The organism is Streptomyces sp. L-9-10 (assembly GCF_004151105.1).
Taxonomy (GTDB): Bacteria; Actinomycetota; Actinomycetes; order Streptomycetales; family Streptomycetaceae; genus Streptomyces.
Genome location: NZ_PHRF01000016.1, coordinates 171,342 through 197,251 on the forward strand (window position 1 = coordinate 171,342; position 25,910 = coordinate 197,251).

Genomic DNA, 25,910 nt, shown 5'->3' on the forward strand with positions numbered 1-25,910 from the left:
TGGCACGGGTGACCGTGACACGGGTGCCGGCGGGACGGGCGCCGTCGAGACGGGCGTCGGTGAGACGGTGGCCGAGGAGTTCCGGCGGCTGTACGGCGCCGAACCCGAGGGCGTCTGGGCGGCCCCCGGCCGGGTGAACCTGATCGGCGAGTACACCGACTTCAACGACGGCTTCGTGATGCCGCTGGCGCTGCCGCACCGGGTGGTCGCCGCGGTGTCCCGCCGTACGGACTCGGTCCTGCGCGTGCACTCCGCGGATGTCCAGCAGGGTGTCGTCCAGCTCGACGCCGACGCGCTCGTACCGCTCTCCGACACCGGCTGGGCCGCGTATCCGGCCGGTGTCGTCTGGGCGCTGCGCGAGGCCGGGCACCCGGTCGGCGGCGCCGACATCCATCTGGCGTCGTCCGTCCCGACCGGCGCGGGCCTCTCGTCCTCGGCCGCGCTGGAGGTCGTCACCGCGCTCGCCCTGAACGACCTGTACGGACTGGGCCTGTCGGCACCCGAGCTGGCGGTGCTCGCGCAGCGCGCCGAGAACGACTTCGTCGGCGTGCCGTGCGGGGTCATGGACCAGATGGCCTCGGCGTGCTGCACCGAAGGACACGCGCTCCATCTGGACACCCGCGACCTCTCCCAGCGCCAGGTGCCGTTCGACCTGGCGGCCCGCGGCCTGCGGCTGCTGGTCGTCGACACCCGCGTCAAGCACGCGCTCGGCGACGGCGCGTACGCCGAACGGCGCGCGGGCTGCGAGGCGGGCGCGCGGGCGCTCGGCGTGCGCGCGCTGCGCGATGTGGCGTACGAGGACCTGCCCGGGGCGCTCGACCGGCTGGCGGCGGCGGGCGAGAGCGAGACCGTACGCCGCTACGTCCGCCATGTCGTGAGCGACGACCACCGTGTCGAACGGGTCATCGCGCTGCTGGACGCGGGCGATGTCCGCGCCGTCGGCGAGATCCTGGTCGAGGGCCACGCCTCGCTCCGCGACGATCTGCGGGTCTCCTGCGCCGAACTGGACCTGGTGGTCGAGACGGCCACGGCGGCCGGCGCGCTCGGCGCCCGGATGACGGGCGGCGGCTTCGGCGGCTCGGCGGTCGTCCTGGTCGAGGAGCCGGACGCGGAATCCGTGACGAAGGCGGTCACGGAAGCCTTCACGACAGCGGGCCACACGGCCCCGCGGATCTTCCCGGCGATCCCCTCGCGGGGGGCGCACCGGCTGGTCTGAGAGCCCTGCCGGGTGGCGGGGAGGGGTGTCCGGGGACGAGAGGGGAGCGCCGAGTCCCCGGCCTCCACGTACGGTGGGTGACGTCTGTGTACGTCCATGTACGTCGGGCCTCGGCTAAACTTAGTCCAGTGCTTAGTCCGCCCTTGAACGCCTGTGAGGCAGCAGCCATGGAAGCAGCCCGTCAGTACAACGTGCACGAGGCGAAGACGCACTTTTCACGCATCCTGGAGCAGGTGGCCACCGGCGAGGAAGTCGTGATCAGCAAGGCCGGGGTGCCGGTCGCGAAGGTCATACCGCTGCGGCCGGAAGTCAGGCGGACGGGACGCGGCTCCCTCAAAGGGCGGATCCGTATCAACGACGACTTCGACGAACTGCCCGACGACATCGCTGACGCTTTCGGGATGTGCTGATGAGGCTGCTGCTCGACACCCACATCATCCTGTGGTGGCTGGCCGACTCCCCTGATCTGGACGACGGGGTCAAGGATCTGCTGGACAAAGAGCCTTCCGTATATGTCAGCGCGGTGTCGCCATGGGAAATCGCCATCAAGCAGTCGCTCGGCAAACTCGAAGGACCCGAGGACCTGGCGGAGCGTGCCCGGGACAGTCAGTTCACTCCACTGTCGATCACCGCGGGGCATGGAGTGCGTGCGGGCCGGCTGCCGGCACATCACCGGGATCCCTTCGACCGGCTGCTCATCGCTCAGGCGCAGACCGAGGGCATGACACTCGTGACCCGTGACAAGTGGATTCCGCACTACGACGTCCAGGTCATGCTTGTGTAGCCCGTCGGCGCACGCACGATTCAGGCGAGTGCCCTGCTCAGGTCAACGCCTTGATCAGGATGTACTCCGTCACGCCCGGCGGGTAGTCCGTGACCTCGCCGACGACCTGGTAGCCCTGCTTGCGGTAGAAGTCCGGGGCCTGGAAGTCCCAGGTCTCCAGGCGCGCCCGCGCGCACGCGCGTTCCGTCCTGGCCACGCGCTCCGCCTCGGCCAGCAGCCGGCTGCCCAGGCGCCCGCCGCGATGGCGGTCGTCGACCCAGAGCAGATCCACGTGGAGCCAGCGGGCCCAGGTGCGTCCCGCCAGGCCGCCGGCCAGCTCGCCCGTCGTGTCGTCCAGCAGCCAGACCTGGAGCGGGACTTCCTCGCCCAGCGGACTGGTGCGCAGCGCGCGCAGTACCGGTGAGCGGTGCGAGTTGGCCGCGCCCAGCCGTTCGCCGAGCGCGGCGTGCCGTTCGTTGTCGACTTCTGTCTCCATACGAAACATGGGGCCCACCATAAACAGGGCGGCCAACGAGTTCTGCGAATTTCCTTCCGCTTCGGGCCCGCGCCCGTACGCTGGGAAAAAGCACCGGTGGGGGCCGGTGCTGTTCAGGGGTGGAGACACGTCGGGTACGACGCCCGGGATGGGGCAGCGGTCATCAGGCGGCGGCGGCCGCGTCGTTGACCTGTCGCCCCGCGTACCGGGCGCCGTGCCCGCGATGTCGGCCACCCGCCTTCAGGGGGTGTCCATTGGTACGTATCCGGGTTCTCGTGGTGGACGACCATCGCATCTTCGCCGAGTCGCTCGCCGCCGCACTCGCGGCCGAGTCCGACGTCGACGTGTCGGCCGCGGGCAGTGGCCCCGCCGCGCTGCGCTGTCTCGAACGCGCGGCGGCGGAGGGGCGCAGGTTCGATGTGATGCTGGTCGACGCCGATCTGGGCACGGTCCCGGGCGCGGCCGGCGGTTCGGTCAACGGCGTGCTCAACGGGACCGTGGGCGGTTCGGTCAACGGCTCGCTCAACGGCTCGCTCAACCTCAACGGCTCGGCCAACGGGACGGCGGGACCGGCATCGGGACCGGCATCGGGACCGGCTTCCGCTCAGGGCGGCGGGCCGGTTCAGGTACCGGTCGCCCGTGCCGTGCCCGACCACGGCGACATCGCCCTGGTCGACGGCATCTCGCTGGTCGCCGGGGTCCGTTCGGGCCAGCCGTCCGTCCGTACGGTCGTGCTCGCCGAGAAGGACGACCCGCACCGCGCCGCCCTGGCGCTCCAGGCGGGCGCCTCCGGATGGGTCGCGAAGGACTGCTCGCTGCAACGGCTGCTCGCCGTGATGCGGGGCGTCCTTCGGGACGAGACGCATCTGCCGCCCGCCCTGCTCACGGGCGTCCTGCGCGAGCTGACGGCCGCGCGCAAACACCGTACGGAGAGCGAGCGGCTGGTCGAGTCGCTGACACCGCGCGAGCGCGAGGTGCTGCGCTGCATGGTCGCGGGACTGGGGCGCAAGGCCGTCGCCGAACGCCTCTTCCTCTCCCCGCACACCGTCCGTACGCATATGCAGAACGTGCTCGGGAAGCTGGGCGTCCACTCCACCCTGGCCGCCGTCGCCCTGGCCCGCCGCGCGGGCGTCGGGCCGGTCGATCTGGTGCCGCCGCTAGGGAACGTTGTCGAACGGGGCGGTCAACTGGCGTAGCAGCCCGGCCAGTTCACCGCGCTGGGCGCGGGACAGCTCGGCGAGGATCGCGCGCTCCTGGGCGAGCAGCCCGGCGAGCGCCTGATCCGCGCGGTCCCGCCCCTCGGCGGTGAGCCGTACCAGCACGCCGCGCCGGTCGCTGGGGTCGGGCAATCGCTCGACCAGGCCCTTCTTGGCGAGCCGGTCGATACGGTTCGTCATCGTGCCCGAGGTGACCAGGGTCTGTGTCAGCAGCTGGCCGGGCGAGAGCTGATACGGGGCGCCCGCGCGCCGCAGCGAGGTCAGTACGTCGAACTCCCACGGCTCCAGGCCGTGCTCCGAGAACGCGATACGGCGCGCGCGGTCGAGATGGCGGGCCAGCCTGCTCACGCGGCTGAGCACCTCGAGTGGTTCCACGTCGAGGTCGGGGCGCTCCCGGCGCCATGCTGCGACCAGTCGGTCGACCTCGTCCTCCATGACGATCAGTGTAGAGGGTGCCTCGACATGAAGTCTCTTGACGTCAAGATATATGGCGGTGCAGGGTGGGAGACGACCGCCGTGGGCCGCTCCCGCGGTGTACTCCGCGACCGCGATGGGGGCTCCACCATGCACTCCGCACCGTCCCGTTCCTCCTCGTCCGACGAGCTGTCCGCCGAGCCGCCCGCCGCGACCTGGGACCCGGCGCAGTACCTCAGGCACGCCGGCCATCGCAGCCGTCCGTTCCTCGATCTCCTGGCCCGTATCCCCGAGCCCCCCGCGGGCGACGGAGGAGCCGTCAGGATCGCCGACCTCGGCTGCGGCCCCGGCAATGTGACCGCGCTCCTCGCCGACCGCTGGCCCGCCGCCCGGATCACCGGCTTCGACAACTCGCCCGCGATGCTCGACCGGGCCCGCGAGGGGTACGAGGGGCCCACCCCGGGCGGTGGTGCGCTGGACTTCCGGGAGGGTGACGCCGCGCACTGGACGCCCGGCGAACCGTACGGCCTGATCGTCTCCAACGCGGCCCTCCAGTGGGTGCCGAACCACCCCGAGTCCTTCGCCGGCTGGATCGGCGCCCTCGCCCCCGGCGGCACCTTCGCCTTCCAGGTCCCCGGCAACTTCACCGCCCCCAGCCACGCCCTGCTCGCCGAACTGTGCGCCACCCCGCGCTGGCGCGACCGGCTCGACCTCCCGGCGCTGCGGTCCGTGCGCGTCCTGGAGCCCGCGGACTACCTCACGCGCCTCTCGGACCTCGGCTGTGCGGCGGACGTCTGGGAGACGACGTACCTCCAGCTCCTCACCGGCGAGGACCCGGTGCTCGACTGGGTGAAGGGCACGGCCCTGCGGCCCGTCCTCACCGCGCTGGAGGGCGACGAAGCGGCCACGGAGGAATTCACGGCCCAGTACCGCGACCTGCTCCGCACCGCCTACCCCCCGGGCCCGCACGGCACGGTCTTCCCGTTCCGCCGGATCTTCGCGGTCGCGCACAAGGCGGGGTGAGCCCCGCTGGACCGCCGCGCTCAGGCCCGACGCTTCAGCGCGTCGAGAGTGATGTCCAGGTCGATGGTGAACGGGACGCTGAGCTTGAGACGGTCGTGGTGGATGCCCGTCAGCTGGTACGACTTTGAGAGCGGGTCCAACTCGTAGACGCGTACGACCGGATGCCGGTCGGCGCCGGCCATCTCGACCAGCCAGAAGTTCGGGATGCCCGCCGTGGCGTACTTGTGTGGCTTGCTCTCACGGTCACGCGCCTCGGAGTCCGGGGACACCACCTCGACGGCAAGCAGCAGGTCGGCCGCCTCGAAGCGGGTCTGTTCCAGGTCGGTGGCCGCCTCGGCCCGGACGACGAGAACGTCAGGCTCAGGGCCGTTGCGGCGATCGAGGATGACGGTCATCTCTCGCTCGACTTCGACATCCGACGGCGCCGACCGGCTCAGGCCGGTCACCAGCAGGTCGATCATTCGGGCATGGAAACGGCGCTGCGGACGCACGAAAACAAGGCTCCCGTCGATCAGCTCGGTGTGCGGCGGGAGTCCTGGCAGGGTGAACAGATCGTCCACGGTGTAGCCGTCCTGCGGGGGCACAGGCCACTGATGCGTGGCCTTGACCGGCTCTGCGGTCATGATTCCTCCCATGGACGGAATGCTCGGCCCTGTTTCTCCACCGTAGCGGTGGAGAAACGACGTCGTCATCACAATGAGTGACCGTTTGCCCCTGAGGCTGACCGCATGATCAACGGGCGCCGGTCTCAGATCTTGCGGTGGCCTATGAGCCGCGGCTTCGGTTCCAGGTTCTCCAGGCCGTGCCACGCCAGGTTCACCAGATGCGCCGCCACCTCGGACTTCTTCGGGCGGCGCGCGTCCACCCACCACTGGCCCGTCAGCGCCACCATGCCCACCAGCGCCTGGGCGTACAGCGGCGCCAGCTTCGGGTCGAAGCCGCGGGCCTTGAACTCCATGCCGAGGATGTCCTCGACCTGGGTGGCGATATCGCTGATCAGCGAGGCGAACGTGCCCGTGGACTGCGCCACCGGAGAGTCGCGGACCAGGATGCGGAAGCCGTCCGTATACGTCTCGATGTAGTCGAGCAGTGCGAACGCGGCCTGTTCCAGCAGCTCACGGGGGTGGCCGGCGGTGAGGGCGCTGGTGACCATGTCCAGCAGCTGGCGCATCTCGCGGTCCACGACCACCGCGTACAGGCCCTCCTTGCCGCCGAAGTGCTCGTAGACGACGGGCTTGGAGACCCCGGCCTTCGCCGCGATCTCCTCGACCGACGTGGCCTCGAAGCCCTTCTCGGCGAAGACGGTGCGGCCGATGTCCAGCAGCTGTTCGCGCCGTTCCGCACCGGTCATCCGGACCCTGCGGGTCCGCCGCCCTCCCGTGGTCCGGCCCTTGTCGGTGCTGCCCTTGCCGCTCGTGCTGCCGTCGATCGCCACGGTGCCCATCATGCCTTGGCGGGTGCGCTCTTGCGGCGAGTGTCCAGCCGGGAAGCGCTCGGCCAGCGGACGTCCGACGCCCAGCCCAGCAGCTCGAACCAGCGGATGATCCGGGCGCTGGAGTCGAGCTGGCCCCTGAGCACGCCGTGCCGCGCGCTGGTGGGGTCCGCGTGGTGCAGGTTGTGCCAGGACTCGCCGCAGGACAGCACCGCGAGCCACCAGACATTCCCCGAGCGGTCCCGGGACTTGAAGGGGCGCTTGCCGACCGCGTGACAGATGGAGTTGATCGACCACGTGACATGGTGCAGCAGCGCCACCCGCACCAGCGAGCCCCAGAAGAACGCCGTGAACGCCCCCCACCAGGACATCGTCACCAGCCCGCCCACCAGCGGCGGGATGGACAGCGAGACGACCGTCCACAGCGCGAACTGGCGCGAGACCGCGCGGATCGCCGGGTCCTTGATCAGATCGGGCGCGTATTTGTGCTGCGGCGTCTGCTCCTCGTCGAAGAGCCAGCCGATGTGCGCCCACCACAAGCCCTTCATCAGCGCGGGAAGGGTCTCGCCGAACCGCCACGGGGAGTGCGGGTCGCCCTCCGCGTCCGAGTACTTGTGGTGCTTGCGGTGGTCCGCCACCCAGCGGACCAGCGGGCCCTCCACGGCGAGCGAACCGGCCACGGCGAGCAGGATCCGCAGCGGGCGCTTCGCCTTGAAGGAGCCATGGGTGAAGTAGCGGTGGAAGCCGATCGTGATGCCGTGGCAGCCGATGTAGTACATCGCCACCATCAGACCCAGATCGAGCCAGCTCACGCCGCCCCAGGCGAACGCCAGCGGCACCGCCGCGAGCAGCGCCACGAAGGGCACGGCGATGAAGAGCAGCAGGGCGATCTGCTCGATGGACCCCTTGCTGTCCCCGCCGAGCGTGGCGGAGGGAAGCGGGGTGCCATCGGCGTCCGAGCCGGTGGAAGAGGTGGGGGGAGTGGAGGGATCGTCGATCACATCGGGGGGTGTGGGCATGAGGGGGTCCCCTGGGGGTGAGGAGTAGGTCAGAAGTACGAATAGGGCAGAAGGTTGGATACGGGTGCGTAACCTACGGCATCGTAAGTATGGCAGCGCCGCACGGCGCGGCAAGAGGCCTGTGGATAACACCAAGCGAAGGACACCTATCCTTGTTGTCGTCGGACAGCGCGGTCCGCGAGACCTTCTCCCGGAAGGTCTGACGCCTCCAGAACCCTCCAGACGTGCTCAAACACTGCAAGGAGCCGCACCTGTGAGCAGTGCCGACCAGACCTCATCCGCCAGCGCGGAGCTGCGCTCAGACATCCGCCGTCTCGGTGACCTCCTGGGCGAGACCCTCGTACGGCAGGAAGGCCCGGAGCTCCTCGACCTCGTCGAGCGAGTACGCGCGTTGACGCGCGAGAACGGAGAAGCCGCCGCCGAGCTGCTCGGCGACACCGACCTGGAGACCGCCGCCAAGCTGGTGCGCGCCTTCTCCACCTACTTCCACCTGGCCAACGTCACCGAACAGGTCCACCGCGGCAGGGAAATGCGCGAACGGCGCGCCGCCGAGGGCGGCCTCCTCGCCCGCACCGCGGACCGGCTCAAGGACGCCGACCCCGAGCATCTGCGCGAAACCGTCAAGAACCTCAACGTACGGCCCGTGTTCACCGCGCACCCCACCGAAGCCGCGCGCCGCTCCGTACTCAACAAGCTCCGCCGTATCGCCGAACTGCTCGAAGCACCCGTCATCGCCTCCGACCGGCGCCGCCACGATCTGCGGCTCGCCGAGTCCATCGACCTGATCTGGCAGACCGACGAACTGCGCGTCGTACGGCCCGAACCGGCCGACGAGGCCCGCAACGCCATCTACTACCTCGACGAACTCCACGTCGGCGCCGTCGGCGACGTACTCGAGGACCTCGTCGCCGAACTGGAGCGCGTCGGCGTCGAACTGCCCCCCGGCACCCGCCCGCTCACCTTCGGCACCTGGATCGGCGGCGACCGCGACGGCAACCCGAACGTCACCCCCGAGGTCACCCGCGAAGTACTGATCCTCCAGCACGAGCACGGCATCACCGACGCGATCGAACTCATCGACTACCTGCGCGGCCTGCTCTCCAACTCCATCCGCTACACCGGCGCCACGGACGAACTCCTCGACTCCCTCCAGACCGACCTGGCACGCCTCCCGGAGATCAGCCCCCGCTACAAGCGGCTCAACGCAGAAGAGCCCTACCGCCTCAAGGCCACCTGCATCCGCCAGAAGCTCGTCAACACCCGCGAACGCCTCGCCAAGGGCACCCCGCACCAGCCCGGCCGCGACTTCCTCGGCACCGCCGAACTGCTCGACGACCTCACCCTCATCCAGACCTCGCTGCGCCAGCACCGCGGCGGCCTCTTCGCCGACGGCCGCATGGACCGTACGATCCGTACGCTCGCCGCCTTCGGCCTCCAGCTCGCCACCATGGACGTACGCGAACACGCCGACGCCCACCACCACGCGCTCGGACAGCTCTTCGACCGCCTCGGCGAGGAGTCCTGGCGCTACACCGACATGCCGCGCGAATACCGGCAGAAGCTCCTCGCCAAGGAACTGCGCTCCCGCCGGCCGCTCGCCCCCACCCCCGCGCCGCTCGACGCCGCGGGCGAGAAGACCCTCGGTGTCTTCCACACCGTCCGCCAGGCCTTCGAACGGTTCGGGCCCGAGGTCATCGAGTCGTACATCATCTCCATGTGCCAGGGCGCGGACGACGTCTTCGCGGCGGCCGTACTGGCCCGCGAGGCCGGACTCCTCGACCTGCACGGCGGCTGGGCCAAGATCGGCATCGTCCCGCTGCTGGAGACCACGGACGAACTGCGCGCCGCCGACGTCATCCTCGACGAGATGCTCGCCGACCCCTCCTACCGCCGGCTCGTCTCGCTGCGCGGCGACGTCCAGGAGGTCATGCTCGGCTACTCCGACTCGTCCAAGTTCGGCGGCATCACCACCTCGCAGTGGGAGATCCACCGCGCACAGCGCCGGCTGCGCGACGTCGCCCACCGGCACGGCGTACGGCTGCGCCTCTTCCACGGCCGCGGCGGCACCGTCGGCCGCGGCGGCGGCCCCTCGCACGACGCGATCCTCGCCCAGCCCTGGGGCACGCTGGAGGGCGAGATCAAGGTGACCGAGCAGGGCGAGGTCATCTCCGACAAGTATCTGATCCCCTCCCTGGCCAGGGAGAACCTGGAACTGACCGTCGCCGCCACCCTCCAGGCCTCGGCCCTGCACACCGCGCCGCGCCAGTCCGACGAGGCGCTGGCCCGCTGGGACTCGGCGATGGATACCGTCTCGGACTCCGCGCACGCCACGTACCGCGCGCTGGTCGAGGACCCCGACCTGCCCGCGTACTTCTTCGCCTCCACCCCCGTCGACCAGCTCGCCGACCTCCACCTGGGCTCCCGGCCCTCCCGGCGGCCCGACTCCGGCGCAGGTCTGGACGGACTGCGCGCCATCCCCTGGGTCTTCGGCTGGACGCAGTCGCGGCAGATCGTGCCCGGCTGGTACGGGGTCGGCTCGGGCCTGAAGGCCCTGCGCGAGGCCGGACCCGACACCGTGCTCGACGAGATGTACGAGCACTGGCACTTCTTCCAGAACTTCCTGTCGAACGTCGAGATGACGCTCGCCAAGACGGACCTGCGCATCGCACGCCACTACGTGGACACCCTCGTCCCCGACGAGCTGAAGCACGTCTTCGGCGCCATCGAGGCCGAGCACGCGCTCACCGTCCAGGAGGTGCTGCGGATCACCGGCGGCGAGAAGCTCCTCGACTCCAACCCGGCGCTCCAGCAGACCTTCGCGATCCGGGACGCCTACCTCGACCCGATCTCCTACCTCCAGGTCTCGCTGCTCGCCCGCCAGCGCGCGGCGGCGGAGCGGCAGGAAGCGCCCGATCCCCTGCTGGCGCGGGCGCTCCTGCTGACGGTCAACGGGGTCGCGGCGGGGCTGCGCAACACCGGCTGACCGCGGTCACCCGTACGCACGTACACGTACCACGGACGCGACGACCGCCCCCGGCCCGGATCTCCGGGCCGGGGGCGGCGTCGTACCCACGACGTGCCCGCTTCTCAGAGGGCGAAGAACGTGGCCAGCAGCAGCGCGGCGCCCGCCAGCGCCGTCCCCCAGGCCGTCCGGGTCATCCGCAGACCGCCGCCGATGACGAGCGAGGCCAGCAGCAGCGCCCCGCCCAGCGGCACCCACGCGTACAGCAGCCCCGCCATGCCGGTACGGACCAGGTCATCGGTGCCCGGCTTCACGACGACCGGGAACCGCTCGCCCTTCTTGACGGCGACCGACTGCTCGATGGACATCCCCGCGCGGGGGCCGCCGGGGCCGTCGGGATCGTACGGCCCGGTGCAGGTCCCGTCCGCGCAGCGGGACACCGTGAGCGTGCCGTGCTCACGGCCCTTGGAGAGCACCACGTGGTGGGCGGAGTCCCACGAGGTCCAGACGGCCGCGACGAGCAGCAGCGCGGCGACGCAGCCCATCACCGCTCGCCGGCCGAAGGAGAGCACACGGCCGGAGGAGTTCCGCTTCCGCCGCTTCCGCTCTGTCGTCCGTCCCATAGGGCGGGATCTTTGGCCATAGGCATGCGCCCGGTCAACTCAGCGCCGTGAGAGAACTGCCGGAGAGCCGTCGGAGAGCCGTCGGGACGCTGCCCGTGCCGCCCTGACCGTCGACCCCGCCCGTCCCCGCGGTCTGCCCGTCCCCGCGGTCAGTGCAGGATCTTCTCCTTGGCCCGGCGGAACTCCTCGTCGGAGATGTCGCCCCTGGCGCGGATCTCCGAGAGTTTCGCGAGTTGCTCGACCTCGCTGGATTCCCCCGAACCCCTGGCGGTCTCCCGCACATAGGAGTCGAACGCCTTCTGCTGGGCCCGCACATGCTCCGTCTCCCGCCTGCCCATGCCCTTGCCGCGAGCGAGGACGTACACGAGGACGCCGACGAAGGGGAGAACGATCACGAGGACGAGCCACCCGGCCTTGGCCCAGCCGCTCATGGCGTCGTCGCGGAAGATGTCAACGATGATCCGGAAGAGCAGGACGAACCACAGGATCCAGAGGAAGATCCACAGCATGGTCCAGAACGCGCCCAGAAGCGGATAGTCGTACGCCAGATACACGGAACCGTCCATTGTCCTCTCCCAATCCACGCCACCCCCCGCGGTCCGAGCCGCACGGCGGGGCCGACGGCTCACCCTTTCCATGGTCGGGCGCCCAGCCGCTGATCGCCACGCGACCGCCGGAGATGCGGTCCGCGGACCGGGTCGGTGGAATGGAGGACAGGGGCGGTCCGACCGGCGGGAGGCTTGATCGCGTGGACAGACGCTGGGCCGCACGCCTCGCACTGGCGGCGGGAACGGCGGCCCCGCTGGTCCTCCTGGTGTCCGCCGGGCTGCGGAGCGTAGCGCTGGTGGGGGTGGGGGTGGCAGGACTGGCCGTCACGGCCGCCGCCCTGTGGTGGGTGCTCGCGCGCACAGGTCCGGCCAGGGCGCTCGCTCTCGTACTGGCGACCGGCGCACCGGTCGCCGTCCTGGTGTTCTACGCCGTCGCCGGAGTGCTGTGGGTGGTGCTCGTCTCGCTCGCCCTGTGGGTGCTGGCGGTATCCGCCGGCAGAACGGCACTGGCGGACCCCGGCCCGCCGCCCACGCCGGAACCCCGGGCCGCTCCTCCGAGACGGCCGTTCCTCATCATGAACCCGCGCTCGGGCGGCGGGAAGGTCGAGAGGTTCCGCCTGGTGGACAAGGCCAGGGCTCTGGGCGCCGAAGTCGTCGTGCTGGACCCCGCGCATCCGCAGGACGTGGCCGAGCTGGCGAGGCGGGCCGTGGACGACGGCGCCGATCTCCTCGGCGTCGCGGGCGGCGACGGTACGCAGGCCCTGGTCGCGGGCGTGGCGATGGAGCTCGACGTTCCGTTCGTCGTCATCTGCGCCGGGACCCGTAACCATTTCGCCATGGACCTCGGCCTCGACCGCGAGGACCCGTCCGCGTGCCTCCAGGCGCTCACCGACGGCGTCGAGATCCGCGTCGACCTCGGCTTCATCGGCGGGGGAGACGCAGGAGAGCCCTCGGAGGCGGGCCGGGAGCGCGTCTTCGTCAACAACGCCTCCTTCGGGGCGTACGCGACCGTGGTGCGGAGCCCCGCCTACCGCGACGACAAGGCCCGTACGACCCTTCAGCTGCTGCCGGACCTGCTCACCCACCACAGCGGCCCGCGCCTGAAGGTGCGCGCCGATTCCGTCGCCGTCGACGGACCTCAAGCCGTCCTGGTGAGCAACAACCCTTACCGGATGGGGGATCCCGCGGGCCTGGGATACCGGGACCGGCTGGATTCCGGCGTCCTGGGAGTGCTCGGCGTCAAGGTCGACAACGCGGTCCAGGCGGCCTCGCTGCTGCGCGGCCGGCGTGCGCTCGGGCTGACCTCGGCCACCGCCCGGCAGGTCGTCATCGACGCCGACGCACCCTTCGTCCCGGCCGGTGTCGATGGCGAGGCCCTCACCGTGCCCGTACCCGTACGCTGCCGGATCGAGCCGGGCGCGCTGCGCGTACGACTGCCCCGTCACCGCCCGGGTGTGCCGCGTGGGGCGCCGCCGATGAACTGGCGCAGAGTGCGCGGACAGGCCCTGACGGTGGGACGGGCCGCGGCGGGGCGTGACCCGCGCTGACCGACGGCGGCTTCGCGGGCCGCGGGCGAGAACGCTCGCCGGCCGTGATGTCCTCGCCGACCGTGATGTCAGAGGTGCGCGGTAGCGTCGGCCGCAACCGACCGAGGAGCACCGCATGGCGACCAGCTGGAGTCTGACGATCGACTGCGCGCACCCGGCGAAGCTGGCGGAGTTCTGGGCACTGGCGCTGGGCTATACGGAGAAGCACGCACCCACGGGATTCGGGAGCTGGGAGGAATGGTTCTCCCATCACGAGGTCCCGGAAGACGAGTGGGACGACGGCGCGTACCTCTGTGATCCCGAGGGGGCGGGCCCCCAGGTGTCCTTCCTGAAAGTGCCGGAGCCCAAGGCGGCGAAGAATCGCGTGCATCTGGACATACAGGTCGGCGGCGGCCGTGAGACACCGTGGGAGGTGCGATGGCCGCGCGTGGTCGAGGCGGTGGAGCGGCTGACCGCCGCGGGGGCGACCGTGGTTCGTGAGGAGGGCCTGCGCGGCAGGCCCGACCATGTGGTGATGGCTGATCCGGAAGGAAATGAGTTCTGCCTGGTCTGACAGCGGAATGCACCGGCCCGTCAGGAGTCGCGTCAGGAGTCGCGTCAGGAGTCGCCCAGGGTCGCGTCAGGAGTTGTACGTGCTCTGCGCGCGTTCGAGTCCCTCGATCACCAGAGCCTCCACCGCGTCCGCCGCGCGGTCCACGAAGTACCCCAGCTCCTTGCGCTCCACCGACGAGAAGTCCTTCAGGACGAAGTCCGCGACCTGCATCCGGCCCGGCGGCCGGCCGATCCCGAACCGTACCCGGTGGTAGTCCGGGCCCATCGCCTTCGTCATCGACTTCAGACCGTTGTGGCCGTTGTCCCCGCCGCCCAGCTTCAGCCGCAGCACGCCGTAGTCGATGTCCAGCTCGTCATGGATCGCGACGATGTTCGCCGTCGGGACCTTGTAGAAATCACGCAGCCCGGTCACCGGACCACCGGACAGATTCATGTACGAGGCGGGCTTGGCCAGCACCACCCGGCGGTTGGCGGGACCCGGCGGCCCGATCCGGCCCTCGATCACCTGCGCCTGCGCCTTCTGCGCCCGCTTGAAGGAACCGCCGATACGCTCCGCCAGCAGATCGGCCACCATGAACCCGACATTGTGCCGGTTGGCCGCGTAACCGGGCCCGGGATTCCCCAGGCCGACGATCAGCCAGGGGGCATTGGCATCCGTGGTCATCCGCGCTGCGTCTCCTCTGGATCGGATGGATCGGGTGGATCAAGGTGCATCGGGTGGATCAAGCGGACCGGAGTCGGCCGGGGGCGTACGGACAGCCGAACGGGGTGGCGGGCCCCGGCCCGCCACCCCGTGGGGCACAGCGTACGGATCAGCCCTCGGCGCCCTCGGCCGCCTCGGCCTCGTCCGCGGACGGCTCCTCGGCCTGCGCGGCCAGGATCTGGATGACGACCGCGTCCTCGTCCGTGACCAGCGTGGTGCCGGACGGCAGCGGGACATCCTTGGCGACGATCGAGTCACCGGCGTCCAGACCCGCGATGGAGACCGTGACGGACTCCGGGATGTGGGTGGCCTCGGCCTCGACGGTCAGGGTGTTGAGGACGTTCTCCAGCAGGTTGGCGCCCGGGGCCAGCTCGCCCTCGGTGTGCACCGCGACCTCGACCGTGACTTTCTCGCCGCGCTTCACCGCGAGCAGGTCGACGTGCTCGATGTGGCCCTTGATCGCGTTGCGCTGGACGGCCTTCGGGATGACCAGTTCCTTGCGGCCCTCGATGTCCAGGGAGATCAGCGCGTTCGCCGTCTTCAGCGCCATCATCAGGTCGTGGCCCGGCAGGGTCACGTGGACGGTGTCGGCGCCGTGGCCGTAGATGACGGCGGGGACCTTGTTGGCACGACGGGTACGGCGGGCGGCGCCCTTGCCGAACTCGGAACGGACCTCGGCGCTGATCTTCACTTCAGCCATGACGGCACTCCTCGTAGGTGACAGGAAATCGGCCGTCACCCGGCCACGACAGGCCTGCTACGAAGAGCGCGTCGATAACGGACCGCCGCACATGAGTGCGGCCTCCCTCGCCGAGCAACTCGCTGAGTCTACCCGGCGGGGAGGCCGCCTCAGAAATCGATCTTGCGGGCCCAGGGCTCACGGGCGCTGCGGGAGCGCTGCGGGCGCTGCGCCAGAACCCAGAAGTACCGTTACGCCTGCTCCTCGAAGAGGCTGGTCACCGAACCGTCCTCGAACACCTCACGCACCGCACGGGCGATCGTCGGCGCGATCGACAGGACCGTGATCTTGTCGAGGTCGAGGTTGCCGGGATCGGGCAGCGAATTCGTGAAGACGAACTCGCTGACCTTCGAGTTCTTCAGCCGGTCGGCCGCCGGACCCGACAGCACGCCGTGCGTGGCCGTCACTATGACGTCCTCCGCGCCGTGCGCGAAGAGCGCGTCCGCCGCCGCGCAGATCGTGCCACCGGTGTCGATCATGTCGTCCACCAGGACACAGACCCGGCCGGCCACATTTCCGACGACCTCGTGGACGGTCACCTGATTGGCGACGTCCTTGTCACGGCGCTTGTGCACGATCGCCAGCGGCGCCCCCAGCCGGTCGCACCAGCGGTCCGCGACCCGAACCCGGCCCGCGTCCGGCGAGACCACCGTCAGCTTCGACCGGTCCACCTTCCCGGCCACATAGTCCGCCAGCACCGGCAGCGCGAAGAGATGGTCCACCGGACCGTCGAAGAAGCCCTGGATCTGGTCCGTGTGCAGATCGACCGTCAGGATCCGGTCAGCCCCCGCGGTCTTCATCAGATCGGCGACCAGCCGGGCCGAAATCGGCTCCCGGCCACGGTGCTTCTTGTCCTGCCTGGCATAGCCGTAGAACGGCACGATCACGGTGATGCTCCGGGCCGAGGCCCGCTTCAGCGCATCGATCATGATCAGCTGTTCCATGATCCACTTATTGATCGGAGCGGTATGGCTCTGGATCAGGAAGCAGTCCGCGCCACGGGCCGACTCCTGATAGCGCACGTAGATCTCACCATTGGCGAAATCGAATGCCTTGGTCGGCACAATCCCGACACCCAGCTGTTGCGCGACCTCCTCGGCCAGCTCGGGGTGGGCGCGGCCGGAGAAGAGCATCAACTTCTTCTCGCCGGTCGTCTTGATCCCGGTCACAGCACTGTCTCCTCAGACGTGTTGATGGCCGCTGCACCCGCGCGTCCCTGCGAGCCAGCCGAATCGTGCAGTTATCACGGTACGCCGAGATCGGCGCATCTCTTTCCGGTCAGCTTTCGTTCTCGTCACCGACCGAGGTGGTCCCGGCCGCCTGAGCCGCCTGAGCGGAGGCACTCCCCGGCCGCTTCCTGGCCACCCAACCCTCGATATTCCTTTGCTGGCCCCGGGCCACGGCCAGCGAACCGGGCGGTACGTCCTTCGTGATGACCGACCCCGCCGCCGTGTACGCGCCGTCCCCCACCGTGACGGGCGCCACAAACATGTTGTCCGAGCCCGTCTTGCAGTGCGAGCCGACCGTCGTGTGGTGCTTCGCCTCACCGTCGTAGTTCACGAACACGCTCGCGGCACCGATGTTCGTGTACTCACCGATCGTCGCATCCCCGACATACGACAGATGCGGCACCTTCGTGCCCTCACCGATCGTCGCGTTCTTCATCTCCACGTACGTACCGGCCTTCGCCCGCACACCCAGCCGCGTACCCGGCCGCAGATACGCGTACGGCCCCACCGAGGCGGCCTCACCGATCTCCGCGCCGTCCGCCACCGTGTTGTCCACCCGCGCACCCGCGCCGACCACCGTGTCCTTCAGCCGCGAATTCGGGCCCACCTCGGCACCCTCGCCCAGCTGCGTGGCGCCCAGCAACTGCGTACCGGGATGCACGACCGCGTCCTGCTCGAACGTGACCGACACATCGACGAGGACCGACGCCGGATCCACCACCGTCACCCCCGCCAGCATCGCCCGCTCCAGCAGCCGCGCGTTCAGCAGCCGGCGCGCCTCCGCCAGCTGCACGCGGTTGTTGATGCCCAGGATCTCGCGGTGATCGACGGCGACCGACGCGCCGACGCGATGGCCCGCCTCCCGCAGGATGCCGAGCACATCGGTGAGGTACTCCTCGCCCTGGCTGTTGTCCGTACGCACCTTGCCCAGCGCGTCCGCCAGCAGCGGCCCGTCGAACGCGAAGACGCCCGAATTGATCTCGCGGATCGCGCGCTGCGCGTCGGTGGCGTCCTTGTGCTCCACGATCGCCGTGACCGCGCCGCTCGCCCCGTCCCGGACGATCCGCCCGTACCCGGTCGAGTCCGGGACCTCGGCGGTCAGCACCGTCACCGCGTTGCCGTCGGCGGCATGCGTCGCGGCCAGCGCGTTGAGCGTGTCGCCGGAGAGCAGCGGGGTGTCGCCACAGGCGACGATCACGGTCCCGTGCGGCGTGGAACCCAGCTCCTGGAGGGCGATCCGTACGGCATGGCCGGTCCCGTGCTGCTCGGCCTGGTAGGCGGTGCGGACACCGGCGTGCTCGGCGGAGAGATGCGCCTCGACCTGCTCACGCGCGTGTCCTACGACCACGACGAGCTGCTCGGGGCCCAGCTCGCGGGCGGCGGACACGACATGCCCGACGAGTGAGCGCCCGCAGACCTCATGCAGAACCTTGGGGGTCTTCGACTTCATGCGGGTTCCTTCACCCGCTGCGAGAACGACGACGGCGGCCGGTGGGGTCTCCCCTGTTCGAGCGGAGCCGAGAACTTGGGGAAGGTTGGCGCTCACGGGAATGCCCTTCGGCTTCGGGTGATGGACAACCGCAGGATACCGGTGGGTTTCGGGACGGAAACGAGGACGGGTCCTGACCGGCGAGGTCAGGACCCGAACTGCGCAGCTCCCGGGGAAGGAATCGAACCCTCATTCAATGGACCAAAACCATTTGTCCTGCCTTTAGACGACCCGGGATGGTTTGTCGCCTATGCCCGATTTGATGGGTCGGGCGCGAGTGCAGCCCCCACTATGCCGTACCACCAGCCCTCGATGCGACGGTACATATCGGCGCTTTGTGATACGCGAACGACGAAGCACCCGTGGTAGCCGTCGCCAACATTCCCGCGGACGGTCTTCGGGTTGTGTCTCTTGAGTGTCGTCTTGCCGAGGGCGGCGATGTCGACGCCCGCGACGTCCGCCCAGAAGCGTTCGGCGGCTGGTACATCGGCGGACTCATGGATCTGCAGCTGATACCGCAATCGCTCCCGCTCGACGCCCAGCAGGCCGAGCCACGCCAGGAAGACAGCGATCATCTGCGGATCGCTGTTGATGAAGCTCACTCTCTCCTGTGGGCGGTGGGCCTTGGACTTGGCTCCTTCCGACCAGTAGAGGCCGACGCCGAGCAGGAACAGTTCGCGGTCGGACATCGCGCCGATCTCGGCCGTCGCCGCGGCCTTCGTCCGCTGACGCCTCTCGTCACGTACCGCCAGCTCGTGGTCCCAGCGTTTCCGGGCCGCCAGCTTCGCCTGCTCCGCCGCTTCGCGCCGCTCCGGCTTCGGCAGATCCCGTACCCACAGGGAGATCGAACTCTTCGAGCAGCCCAGCTCCAACTGGATCCGGTCGTACGTGTGCCCCTTCAGGCGCAGCTCGCGCGCCCTCGCGCGCAGGTCGTCCTTCGCGTTCGGGCGTGTCGTCCAGTCCGGGGGCGGCTCGCCCTCCAGGAGGCGGTTGAGGATGTCGTTGTTGTGTACGTGGAGCCGGTCACGTATCTGGCGGCGGCTGAGGCCCTGGCGGCGCAGTGCGACGGCCTGTTGCCGCAGTCCCTCGAAATCGGCGTATCCGCCGTGGATCGCTGTCATGCGGAGATCGTCGTCCGGAATGCGGACGTCCGGCTCGAATGTGCGGGCGATTCACCAGTTCGAGGTATCGATGTGCCTTCCCCGCGTGTCCCGTCCCGGTTCGTGCTGCGGCGGTCGCCGGAAAATGGGGAGCGGGCGCCCGTAGGCTGGGAGACATGACCACAACGGGGGCACATCAGGACGCCGCGGGCGCGAACGCTCGCGGTTGGTGGTGGTGGGGACGACGGCGCAGTGCCGTACTGGATGTGGGGCTGGCGCTGGTGTCGGCGCTGGAGTGCGGGCTGGAGGGGATCAGGTTCGCGGACGCGGCCACGCTGCCCGTGCCGCTGGGGGTGGCCTTCGGGCTGCTGGCCGGTGCGGTGCTGTTGGTACGGCGGCGGTGGCCGTTCGTCGTGGTGCTTGTCGCGGTCGCGATCACACCCGCGGAGATGGGTTATCTGATGACCCTGGTCGGGCTGTACACGCTCGCCGCCGCGGAGACGCCGCGCCGGATCGTCGGCGCGCTGGCCGGTATGTCGCTGGTCGGGACGCTGATCGTCACGTATGTACGGACGCGGCAGAACGTGGTGGCCGACTCGGGGTTCGATTCGGCGCAGTGGTACGTGCCCATGGTCGCGGTCCTGATGTCGCTGGGGATGACGGCGCCGCCGGTGCTGTTCGGGCTCTACGTCGGGGCGCGGCGGCGGCTGATGGAGAGCCTGCGCGAGCGGGCGGACAGTCTGGAGCAGGAGCTGTCGCTGCTGGCCGACCGGGCCGAGCAGCGTGCGGAGTGGGCGCGTACGGAGGAGCGGACGCGGATCGCGCGGGAGATGCATGACGTCGTGGCGCACCGGGTGAGTCTGATGGTGGTGCACGCGGCGGCGCTCCAGGCGGTGGCGCTGAAGGATCCGTCGAAGGCGGTGAAGAACGCCGCTCTGGTGGGGGACATGGGGCGGCAGGCGCTCACGGAGCTGCGGGAGATGCTCGGGGTGCTGCGGGCCGGGGAGCAGGTGGCGGCGCGCCGGGCGTCGGACGCGGTGCCGGCGAACGCTCCGGCGGCGGTGCCGCTGGCGGCTGTGGGCGCTGCCGCCGCTGCCGCCGCTGCCGCCGCCGCGGAGGACGGTCCCGGTATGGGGGACATCGAGGTGCTGGTCGGGGAGTCCCGGGACACGGGGATGGTCGTGGAGCTGACGGTGCAGGGCGAGTCCCGTGCGTACGCGCCCGAGGTGGAGCAGACGGCGTACCGCGTGGTGCAGGAGGCGCTGACGAATGTGCTGAAGCACGCGGCGGGCGCGAAGGTGATGGTCCGGCTGGCGCATCGTGAGGAGGAGGTCGCGATGCAGGTCGAGAACGGGCCTTCGGACGGTGGCGCGCAGGATGTGGGGCTGCCGAGCGGCGGCAACGGTCTGCTGGGGATGCGGGAGCGGGTGATGGCGCTGGGCGGGGTGTTCGTCTCGGGTGAGACGGACGCGGGGGGTTTCCGCGTGTCGGCGGTGCTGCCGCATCGCCGGGCCGCCTGACGCCTGACGCCTGATGCCGGACGTCTGACGTCTCTCCGTCTTGGCCGTCCTGGCCGTCCGGTCCGTCGGGTTCGGAAGCGGGCGCGTCTCGGCCCCCGGTTCGCCCCGGGCGTCAGCCCGAGGTCAGGCGCGCCGGTTCCAGGCCCGTGAGCAGTGTGCCGAGCGCCCGGTCGAGGTCCGGTCCCAGGTACCAGTCGCCGGTGTGGTCGATGCTGAAGACGCGGCCCGTGCTGTCGATCGCGAGGGTGGCCTGTCCGTCGCCCTCCTCGCCGAGCGGGCTGATCTCCGTGTCCAGGGAGCGGCCGAGGTCGGCGAGCGTACGGGCGAGGTGGATGCCCGCCATGGGGTCGATCCGTACGACGGCCGGGGCGATCTGGCGGCCGGGGCCGGGCGCGATGACGCGCAGCCCGCCGAATTCGGCCCACGCCTCGACGGCGGCGGGGAAGACGGCGTGCCGGTGGCCGGCGGGGGTGATGTGCGCGCGCAGGGCGTCGGCCCACTCCTCGGCCTGCCGTATGTCCCAGCGTCCTGGCTGCCAGCCTGCCTCGCGCAGTGCGGCGTCGACGGGGACGGGGAAGCGGGTGGTGTGGAGGTCGCGCATGCTCAGCCGTTCTCGGTGGGGTCGACGGGCCGTACGCCGAAGTGAGCGAGGAGCGGCGCGCAGGAGCGGCAGGGCGGGGCGTAGCTGCCGTGCTGCGGGTCGCCGTCCTCACGGATGCGGCGGGCGGTCAGCTTGGCGTGTTTGAGGGAGCGGCGTGCCTCGCTGTGGGACAGGGGTTTTCGTCTCGCGCGTTTGGAGCGTCCGGCCTCGGCGGCGGTCAGATGGCGGGAGAGCAGGATCGCCTCGGGGCAGCGGCCGGTGAAACGTTCGCGCTGGCCGCTGGTGAGGGTGTCGAGGAAGTCCTGTACGAGAGGGTGGAGTACGGGTGGCTGGTCGGCCTTGCCCGCGGTACAGGTGAGGGTCTCGCCGCGGACGGAGAGCGCGGCGGCGACGGCGGGCAGGATGCCGTCCCGGCGTCGGTGGAGCAGCGGTGGACGGTGTGGTTCGGTGCTGCTCCAGCTGAGGCGTGGGTCCCCGGACGCGTCGGTTGGTGCGGTGTGCATGTGCTGTCCCCTCCCGGTGCCGGCGGCCGGACAGCCGCTCGTTCACGCCCCCGTTTTCCCGCTGTCACGCCCCTGTTCGCCTGCACAGCCTGCCAAATGCGGCGCGCTGTCGGGAAGCTGGGGCGTGGATCGTGGCGTGGCGTCGGCGCTGGGTCACGCCTGCGTGACCGTTGGTTACGGGGTCGGCCGGTCCCGTAGGAGTACGCCCGATCGGCGTACGCGGCGGAGACGGGACAGAGGCGCCGGGGCCGCGGGCGGGAGTTGGAAGCGAGGTGGGGACGGGCGCGTGGCGGCGCCGCGACGGGTGTCGGGCAGGGCGTCGGAACGGGCGTCGGACAGGGCGTCGGAACGGGCGGATACGGCCGGGGGAGGAGCGTCGGATCCCCTCTTGCCCCACCACATAGGCTGTCCTGCAACCAGGGCTGTGGAACCAGCCGGAAGCGCAGCAGGGGGCAACCGCCATGACGACAGGTCGGCTCGGGCAGCAAGCCGCGCCACCGAACGCGGCCTACGCCGGGCAGGTCGTGCATTTCCCGGATCCGGTCCGGGCCTCCCGTCACCCCAGAGGTGTACGGGTGGATGACGACGGCTATCCGGACTTCTCGCCGTACGCGCGTGCCGCCGCGGAGATAGCCGAGCCCCCCGAGGGGTTCGGCGTGGACGAACTGCGGCTCACGGACTATGTGTCGGCCAATGCCGCGCTGGCCGCCGCGGGGCATGAGCTGTGGGACACGATCCCGTCGGTGGCCACACCGCACGGCTGGACGTGGCACCATCTGCCGGCCTCGCGCCGGATGGTGCTGATTCCGGTCGAGGTGAAGGCGCTGCTGCGCCATCACGGCGGGCTGGCGACGACGCGCGTGGACCACGGCAAGCGGGGGACGCGTCCTCTCCAGGAGACCCGGCCGGCCCATTTCGGGCTGCCGAAGGGCTCGTTGCCGGTCAGCGAGCAGCAGTTGCAGGGGGTGGAGGAGGACCTCGGTTACCGGCTGCCGGGTGCGTACCGTTCGTTCCTGAAGGCGGCCGGCGGCTGCGCGCCGGTGGGCGCGGCGCTGGACGCGGAGCTGGGACTGCTGGTGGACCAGCCGCTCCTGACCGTCCGGGACGTGGCCGCCGTCAATGACCTGGTGTACGTCAACAAGTGCCTGCGGGACCATCTGACCAAGGACTATCTGGCCGTCGGTTTCGTCCAGGGCGGCATTCTGGCGGTCAAGGTCAAGGGCGACCGGGTCGGTTCTGTCTGGTTCTGCGCGTACGACGACGCCAGGGACCAGGACGGCTGGAGCGTGGCGGAGCGGGTGGAGCGGCTGTTGCTGCCCTGCGGTGACGACTTCGACGCCTTCCTGCTGCGGCTGGCGGGCAATCCGCCGGAGCTGGAGACCGTGGCGAACCTGATGGTGGACGGCGGCTTCGCGCGCGCCGTCCCGGTGGAGGGGTGAGCGCGATGGTGACCTTCGCTCAGGCGCAGGAGCGCGCGGAAGAGTGGGTGAACGCCGATCTGCCCGGTTACCAGCATCGTGAGGTGCGGGTACGGGAGTTCGAGCTGGGTTTCGTGGTGTGGGCGGAGGACCGCGAGGGCGGTCCGACGTCGGACGGAGGCCGGCAGCGCCTGGTGATCGCCAGGGACAGCGGTGAGGCGACGCTGTGGCCGGGGCTTCCGGTGGGTGAGGTGATCCGCCGGTACGAGGAGGAGTACGGGGCGCCCGCGGTGGCGCCGGCCGCTCCTGAGGCGCCGCAGCGTATCGACCTGAATCAGACGTCGTTCCTGCTGACGCCGCCGGAGTGGCTCCAGGACGCGGCGGACAAGCTGGGGATTCCGGACGGGCGGACGCCGGAGGATCCGTCCTCCTCTTCGTCCTCCTCTCCTTCACCCGTACCCGCTCCCGTACCCGCTCCCGCCGCTTCGGGTGGCGGCGCTTCGAGTACGGGCGGGTCGCCCGGTGGGGGCAACGCCTCGCAGGGCAGCTCCGCCTGGTCCGGTGGGTACGAGCCCACCTCCGACGACGGGGTGCCCGCCTCGACGCCGGGTGTGCCGACCGGGGCCACGCCCTGGGCCGGGACCGACACCAACGGTTCGTCCGCCGTGCCGGAGGACGGTTCCGTACCGCTGCCCGCGACGGTCTTCGCGCCGCCGCTCTCGGGGACGGACGACGAGGACACACCGCCGCCGGGCGTGGCTGCCGAGGCGCCGACCGCGCTGATGTCGGGCGGCGGTCACTTGGCGCGTACCGCGGTCGCCCCGGGGCCGGCGGGACAGGCGCCGGGGCCGGAGTCCGGGGGATCCGGGCGGCCTGGTTCCGGTGCCGGCGCGGCGTCCGGGGGCGGGCCCGGCGCAGGTGCGGGGGCCGCCGATATCGCCGACGCCGCGACCAGCAAGGCACCCGTACCGCCGCGTGGTGCGCGCGGTGGTGGTGCGACGACTCCGCCGCCGCCGAGCCCGCCCGGCGTCCCCGGCGCGCGTCCGCCGGGTGCGACCCCGCCGCCGTCGGGTCCCGGTAGGCCCGGTGTTCCGGCGGGTGGCTATCTGCCGACGCAGCTGGCTCCGAGCCTCGGCGGACCCGGCGCCAACGGACCACAGCCTCCGGCCGCTCCTGGGCCTCCTGGGCCTCCGGGCCCTCCTGGACCTCCTGGCGCGCCTGGCGTTGCGCAGCCTCCTGGCCCTCCTGGCCCTCCTGGTCCCCCTGGTCCGCCGGGGGTTCCTGGTACGCCGCCGGGTGGGGTGCATCACGCGGCGACGATGTTCGCGGACGCGAGCCTGGGCGGCCAGGCACCGCAGCCGCCACGGCCTCCGGGCGCTCCGGGGGTTCCTGGTACGCCCCCGGGGGGCGTGCACCACGCGGCGACCATGCTCGCGGGACCGGGACAGACGGGACAGACGGGCTCGCAGCCGCCTGGCCCGCCCGGTCCGCCCAGCCCGCCCGGTCCGCCGGGAGCGCCTCCCGGCATGCCGCCGGGGAGCCCCGTACCCGGTGGCCCCGTCCCCGGCGGTCCCGTACCGCCGGCGGCTCCGCACGCCCAGCCCCCGGCGTACGGCTATCCGCAGCAGCCGTCCGGTCTGCCGACCGTCGGCCCCGGCTATCAGGCCGTGCTGCGCTACCGCGCGCCCGACGGTTCGGAGGCCCAGCTCATCCGCCGCTCCGCGCCCGGCACCCCGCACCCGGAGTGGCAGATCCTGCACGAGCTGCGCGCCATGAACGTGCCGCCGCAGCAGGTGCTCGAACTCCACACGGAGCTGGAGTCCTGCGAGCTGCCCGGCGGCTACTGCGCCCGGATGATCCGGGAGACCTGGCCGCAGGTGCGGATCACGAGCGTCGCCCCGTACGGCCAGGACCACGCCAGCAGGCAGCAGGGCATGCGGCATCTGCTCACGCATCAGGGCGAGTTGCACCAGGTCGCGGACGGTCCCGCGCGGCCCGCGCCGGTGCGCGCTCCGCTGCCGCAGATGCCGCCCGCGCCGCCGATCCCGCCCGAGGGGGTCGCGCAGGAGCTGATGGGCGCGTTCGGTCCGCAGGGCATCTGCCGGTTCGACCAGCGGGCGGTGTCCCGTCAGGGCGTGCCGGAGCTCGTGGCGCGCACGCTCGTATGGGCGGGTCTGCCGGCCGACTTCGGGCCGTTCTTCTGGGCGCAGCCCGCCCAGCCGGTGGTGCCGACGCTGGCCGAAGTGGCCGCGCAGCGGCAGGTGCGGCCGGCCGCCGACGCCGGGTCGTATCTGGTGATGGGCACGGACTTCGGCCGCGCGCTGTGTGTCCAGTACGGTACGGCGCACATCATGGCCGTACCGGTCGAGGCGGGTCCGGGCGGACAGCCGGTGCCTCCGCAGTTCGTGAACACCGGACTGCCGGAGTTCACGCGCTCGCTGGCGCTGCTCGGACGGATGTGGCGGCTGAGGTTCGGTCTCAACCCGGAGCAGGCGGGCCGTTGGACCGTCGACTTCCAGGCGCAGCTCTCGGCGCTGGACCCGGCGGCGCTGTCGTCGCCGGAGAACTGGTGGTCGGTGCTGCTGGAGCAGATGTGGGACGGACTGCTCTGACGACCTGAACGCAGCGACCTGGACGCAGTGATCTGAACGCAGTGACCTGGACGCAGTGACCCGGACCTGACGGACGGCCGGGGCGCCCCCCCCCATTACCTTTTTCGTGGTTCCGCAATGGGGCTCCCGGCCTCCGGGACCGGCATGACTGCTCCCCCCTGTTGAAGGTATGGCCCGGGGGGTG

Annotated in this window: 25 protein-coding genes and 1 tRNA gene; 11 read left to right on the forward strand and 15 right to left on the reverse strand. The window is 70.8% G+C overall.

Annotation, left to right across the window (positions count from 1 at the left end):
• Positions 1-67: 67 nt before the first annotated feature.
• The 3 genes from galK (at position 68) to CU044_RS03850 (ending at position 2,000) form a co-directional block, all read left to right on the forward strand.
• Positions 68-1,216, forward strand: a complete 1,149-nt coding sequence (galK, locus tag CU044_RS03840; RefSeq protein ID WP_129767037.1) for a galactokinase — start codon at positions 68-70, stop codon at positions 1,214-1,216.
• Between the two features lie 167 nt (positions 1,217-1,383).
• Positions 1,384-1,626, forward strand: a complete 243-nt coding sequence (locus CU044_RS03845) for a type II toxin-antitoxin system prevent-host-death family antitoxin (RefSeq protein WP_129766995.1) — start codon at positions 1,384-1,386, stop codon at positions 1,624-1,626.
• Positions 1,626-2,000, forward strand: a complete 375-nt coding sequence (locus CU044_RS03850) for a type II toxin-antitoxin system VapC family toxin (RefSeq protein ID WP_129766996.1) — start codon at positions 1,626-1,628, stop codon at positions 1,998-2,000. Before CU044_RS03845 ends, CU044_RS03850 begins: the two co-directional genes overlap by 1 nt.
• 37 nt (positions 2,001-2,037) lie before the next feature.
• On the opposite strand, the gene CU044_RS03855 is transcribed toward CU044_RS03850, so the two are convergent.
• Complete coding sequence (locus tag CU044_RS03855; RefSeq protein WP_129766997.1) at positions 2,038-2,484, reverse strand: GNAT family N-acetyltransferase; 447 nt, start codon at positions 2,482-2,484, stop codon at positions 2,038-2,040.
• 245 nt (positions 2,485-2,729) lie between these two features.
• Here CU044_RS03855 and CU044_RS03860 point away from each other — a divergent pair, with 245 nt between their 5' ends.
• On the forward strand, positions 2,730-3,671 hold the full coding sequence (locus CU044_RS03860) for a response regulator transcription factor (protein ID WP_129766998.1): 942 nt from the start codon (positions 2,730-2,732) through the stop codon (positions 3,669-3,671).
• Here CU044_RS03860 and CU044_RS03865 read toward each other — a convergent pair.
• Positions 3,633-4,127, reverse strand: a complete 495-nt coding sequence (locus tag CU044_RS03865) for a MarR family transcriptional regulator (RefSeq protein WP_129766999.1) — start codon at positions 4,125-4,127, stop codon at positions 3,633-3,635. The two genes, CU044_RS03860 and CU044_RS03865, sit on opposite strands and share 39 nt — an antisense overlap.
• A 129-nt stretch (positions 4,128-4,256) precedes the next feature.
• On the opposite strand from CU044_RS03865, the gene CU044_RS03870 reads away from it, so the two are divergent.
• Entirely contained in the window at positions 4,257-5,129 is an 873-nt protein-coding gene (locus tag CU044_RS03870) for a trans-aconitate 2-methyltransferase (protein WP_129767000.1), read from the forward strand.
• Positions 5,130-5,149: 20 nt separating this feature from the next.
• Here the strand turns inward: CU044_RS03870 and CU044_RS03875 are convergent, their stop codons facing one another.
• The 3 genes from CU044_RS03875 to CU044_RS03885 form a co-directional block, all read right to left on the reverse strand.
• A complete protein-coding gene (locus CU044_RS03875) occupies positions 5,150-5,752 on the reverse strand; it encodes a Uma2 family endonuclease (protein ID WP_129767001.1) in 603 nt (200 codons plus the stop codon).
• 125 nt (positions 5,753-5,877) lie between these two features.
• Positions 5,878-6,573: a TetR/AcrR family transcriptional regulator gene (locus tag CU044_RS03880; protein WP_129767038.1), complete on the reverse strand. Its 696-nt coding sequence runs from the start codon at positions 6,571-6,573 to the stop codon at positions 5,878-5,880.
• Positions 6,573-7,580: a fatty acid desaturase gene (locus tag CU044_RS03885; protein WP_193563867.1), complete on the reverse strand. Its 1,008-nt coding sequence runs from the start codon at positions 7,578-7,580 to the stop codon at positions 6,573-6,575. The genes CU044_RS03880 and CU044_RS03885 overlap by 1 nt, the downstream gene beginning before the upstream one ends.
• A gap of 253 nt (positions 7,581-7,833) precedes the next feature.
• On the opposite strand from CU044_RS03885, the gene ppc reads away from it, so the two are divergent.
• Complete coding sequence (ppc, locus tag CU044_RS03890; RefSeq protein WP_129767002.1) at positions 7,834-10,563, forward strand: phosphoenolpyruvate carboxylase; 2,730 nt, start codon at positions 7,834-7,836, stop codon at positions 10,561-10,563.
• 104 nt (positions 10,564-10,667) lie between these two features.
• Here ppc and CU044_RS03895 read toward each other — a convergent pair whose 3' ends face one another.
• Together CU044_RS03895 and CU044_RS03900 are read right to left on the reverse strand one after the other, a co-directional pair.
• Positions 10,668-11,165 carry a hypothetical protein gene (locus CU044_RS03895; RefSeq protein WP_129767003.1) on the reverse strand — a complete coding sequence of 166 codons (498 nt, stop codon included), beginning with the start codon at positions 11,163-11,165 and terminating at the stop codon, positions 10,668-10,670.
• Between the two features lie 149 nt (positions 11,166-11,314).
• Entirely contained in the window at positions 11,315-11,731 is a 417-nt protein-coding gene (locus CU044_RS03900; protein ID WP_129767004.1) for an SHOCT domain-containing protein, read from the reverse strand.
• A gap of 182 nt (positions 11,732-11,913) precedes the next feature.
• Between CU044_RS03900 and CU044_RS03905 the strand changes: the two genes are divergently transcribed.
• On the forward strand, positions 11,914-13,260 hold the full coding sequence (locus CU044_RS03905; RefSeq protein WP_240045320.1) for a diacylglycerol kinase family protein: 1,347 nt from the start codon (positions 11,914-11,916) through the stop codon (positions 13,258-13,260).
• Positions 13,261-13,375: 115 nt separating this feature from the next.
• Positions 13,376-13,813: a VOC family protein gene (locus tag CU044_RS03910; protein WP_129767006.1), complete on the forward strand. Its 438-nt coding sequence runs from the start codon at positions 13,376-13,378 to the stop codon at positions 13,811-13,813.
• A 66-nt stretch (positions 13,814-13,879) separates the two neighbouring features.
• Here CU044_RS03910 and pth read toward each other — a convergent pair whose 3' ends face one another.
• The 6 genes from pth to CU044_RS03940 form a co-directional block, all read right to left on the reverse strand.
• Positions 13,880-14,476: an aminoacyl-tRNA hydrolase gene (pth, locus tag CU044_RS03915; protein WP_129767007.1), complete on the reverse strand. Its 597-nt coding sequence runs from the start codon at positions 14,474-14,476 to the stop codon at positions 13,880-13,882.
• Positions 14,477-14,624: 148 nt separating this feature from the next.
• Positions 14,625-15,215, reverse strand: a complete 591-nt coding sequence (locus CU044_RS03920) for a 50S ribosomal protein L25/general stress protein Ctc (protein ID WP_129767008.1) — start codon at positions 15,213-15,215, stop codon at positions 14,625-14,627.
• Positions 15,216-15,445: 230 nt separating this feature from the next.
• Positions 15,446-16,423, reverse strand: coding sequence for a ribose-phosphate diphosphokinase (locus CU044_RS03925; RefSeq protein WP_129767009.1), 978 nt, complete (start codon positions 16,421-16,423; stop codon positions 15,446-15,448).
• Between the two features lie 109 nt (positions 16,424-16,532).
• On the reverse strand, positions 16,533-18,029 hold the full coding sequence (gene glmU / locus CU044_RS03930) for a bifunctional UDP-N-acetylglucosamine diphosphorylase/glucosamine-1-phosphate N-acetyltransferase GlmU (RefSeq protein WP_129767010.1): 1,497 nt from the start codon (positions 18,027-18,029) through the stop codon (positions 16,533-16,535).
• A gap of 109 nt (positions 18,030-18,138) precedes the next feature.
• Positions 18,139-18,209: transfer RNA gene (locus CU044_RS03935), tRNA-Gln, on the reverse strand.
• 11 nt (positions 18,210-18,220) lie between these two features.
• The gene (locus tag CU044_RS03940) at positions 18,221-19,093 is read right to left on the reverse strand and encodes a hypothetical protein (protein ID WP_129767011.1); all 873 of its coding nucleotides are present in this window, start codon (positions 19,091-19,093) and stop codon (positions 18,221-18,223) included.
• A gap of 155 nt (positions 19,094-19,248) precedes the next feature.
• Between CU044_RS03940 and CU044_RS03945 the strand changes: the two genes are divergently transcribed.
• Positions 19,249-20,592: a histidine kinase gene (locus tag CU044_RS03945; RefSeq protein WP_129767012.1), complete on the forward strand. Its 1,344-nt coding sequence runs from the start codon at positions 19,249-19,251 to the stop codon at positions 20,590-20,592.
• 112 nt (positions 20,593-20,704) lie between these two features.
• On the opposite strand, the gene CU044_RS03950 is transcribed toward CU044_RS03945, so the two are convergent.
• Positions 20,705-21,193, reverse strand: a complete 489-nt coding sequence (locus CU044_RS03950) for an SUKH-3 domain-containing protein (protein ID WP_129767013.1) — start codon at positions 21,191-21,193, stop codon at positions 20,705-20,707.
• Positions 21,194-21,195: 2 nt separating this feature from the next.
• Complete coding sequence (locus CU044_RS03955) at positions 21,196-21,696, reverse strand: YwqJ-related putative deaminase (RefSeq protein WP_129767014.1); 501 nt, start codon at positions 21,694-21,696, stop codon at positions 21,196-21,198.
• Positions 21,697-22,157: 461 nt separating this feature from the next.
• On the opposite strand from CU044_RS03955, the gene CU044_RS03960 reads away from it, so the two are divergent.
• Together CU044_RS03960 and CU044_RS03965 are read left to right on the forward strand one after the other, a co-directional pair.
• Positions 22,158-23,135 (forward strand): SMI1/KNR4 family protein, encoded by a 978-nt coding sequence (locus tag CU044_RS03960; protein WP_129767015.1) that lies wholly within the window; start codon positions 22,158-22,160, stop codon positions 23,133-23,135.
• Between the two features lie 5 nt (positions 23,136-23,140).
• The gene (locus CU044_RS03965) at positions 23,141-25,726 is read left to right on the forward strand and encodes an SUKH-4 family immunity protein (protein WP_129767016.1); all 2,586 of its coding nucleotides are present in this window, start codon (positions 23,141-23,143) and stop codon (positions 25,724-25,726) included.
• Positions 25,727-25,910: the final 184 nt, after the last annotated feature.

Coding starts and splice junctions, on each gene's coding strand:
- CU044_RS03960 (WP_129767015.1), top strand. CDS start 22,158: ATGACGACAGGTCGGCTCGGGCAGCAAGCCGCGCCACCGAACGCGGCC.
- CU044_RS03955 (WP_129767014.1), bottom strand. CDS start 21,696: ATGCACACCGCACCAACCGACGCGTCCGGGGACCCACGCCTCAGCTGG.
- CU044_RS03885 (WP_193563867.1), bottom strand. CDS start 7,580: ATGCCCACACCCCCCGATGTGATCGACGATCCCTCCACTCCCCCCACC.
- CU044_RS03920 (WP_129767008.1), bottom strand. CDS start 15,215: ATGGCTGAAGTGAAGATCAGCGCCGAGGTCCGTTCCGAGTTCGGCAAG.
- CU044_RS03910 (WP_129767006.1), top strand. CDS start 13,376: ATGGCGACCAGCTGGAGTCTGACGATCGACTGCGCGCACCCGGCGAAG.
- CU044_RS03945 (WP_129767012.1), top strand. CDS start 19,249: ATGACCACAACGGGGGCACATCAGGACGCCGCGGGCGCGAACGCTCGC.
- pth (WP_129767007.1), bottom strand. CDS start 14,476: ATGACCACGGATGCCAATGCCCCCTGGCTGATCGTCGGCCTGGGGAAT.
- CU044_RS03895 (WP_129767003.1), bottom strand. CDS start 11,165: ATGGGACGGACGACAGAGCGGAAGCGGCGGAAGCGGAACTCCTCCGGC.
- CU044_RS03845 (WP_129766995.1), top strand. CDS start 1,384: ATGGAAGCAGCCCGTCAGTACAACGTGCACGAGGCGAAGACGCACTTT.
- CU044_RS03900 (WP_129767004.1), bottom strand. CDS start 11,731: ATGGACGGTTCCGTGTATCTGGCGTACGACTATCCGCTTCTGGGCGCG.
- CU044_RS03880 (WP_129767038.1), bottom strand. CDS start 6,573: ATGGGCACCGTGGCGATCGACGGCAGCACGAGCGGCAAGGGCAGCACC.
- CU044_RS03965 (WP_129767016.1), top strand. CDS start 23,141: ATGGTGACCTTCGCTCAGGCGCAGGAGCGCGCGGAAGAGTGGGTGAAC.
- CU044_RS03950 (WP_129767013.1), bottom strand. CDS start 21,193: ATGCGCGACCTCCACACCACCCGCTTCCCCGTCCCCGTCGACGCCGCA.
- CU044_RS03875 (WP_129767001.1), bottom strand. CDS start 5,752: ATGACCGCAGAGCCGGTCAAGGCCACGCATCAGTGGCCTGTGCCCCCG.
- CU044_RS03855 (WP_129766997.1), bottom strand. CDS start 2,484: ATGTTTCGTATGGAGACAGAAGTCGACAACGAACGGCACGCCGCGCTC.
- CU044_RS03940 (WP_129767011.1), bottom strand. CDS start 19,093: ATGACAGCGATCCACGGCGGATACGCCGATTTCGAGGGACTGCGGCAA.
- CU044_RS03850 (WP_129766996.1), top strand. CDS start 1,626: ATGAGGCTGCTGCTCGACACCCACATCATCCTGTGGTGGCTGGCCGAC.
- CU044_RS03870 (WP_129767000.1), top strand. CDS start 4,257: ATGCACTCCGCACCGTCCCGTTCCTCCTCGTCCGACGAGCTGTCCGCC.
- CU044_RS03865 (WP_129766999.1), bottom strand. CDS start 4,127: ATGGAGGACGAGGTCGACCGACTGGTCGCAGCATGGCGCCGGGAGCGC.